Origin of the sequence: Citrobacter sp. wls613 (assembly GCF_005281195.1) — a bacterium.
GTDB classification, from domain to species: domain Bacteria; phylum Pseudomonadota; class Gammaproteobacteria; order Enterobacterales; family Enterobacteriaceae; genus Citrobacter; species Citrobacter gillenii.
This window is the reverse complement of the sequence record NZ_SZXN01000030.1, coordinates 6,062-6,545: the sequence shown is the minus strand read 5'-3', so window position 1 is coordinate 6,545 and position 484 is coordinate 6,062.

The following is a 484-nucleotide window of genomic DNA, read 5'->3' as shown; positions in this document are numbered from 1 at the left end:
AATGCAGCTGCCAGACAGCAACCGGAAAGATAAGCAACCCGGCACCGCACCACAAAATATTTCAGATGTTTTTGCTTATGTTGACAACTAGAAAAGTTGCTTTAGAAATAGATTAAATAAAAATGGAGATCGCAATGACCATCATAACTTACGGGAAATCGTCGGGACCCTCTACTTCTAAAGGAAGGCGCAGGCTTAGAAGATTAGAGGCTGCAAAGTTAAGAGCATCAGAAGCTGGCGTCGAGCTACCACCATATGTAAGAAGCGAGACTAAAGCAGAAAAGATAGGAAGGCGTGAAGCATGCCCTAGACACCTACTTGCAACGATAACCAACCTCTCATTTAGACCTTACTCTGGCGATATCTCTACCAGTTCGGATGACGCGATATTTAAGGTTGTTAATCACGCTCATCAGCGACAACGAAATAAGAAATGGTAATGAAACCCGCCTGGAGCGGGTTTTTTATTGCCTATTTGCAGTGC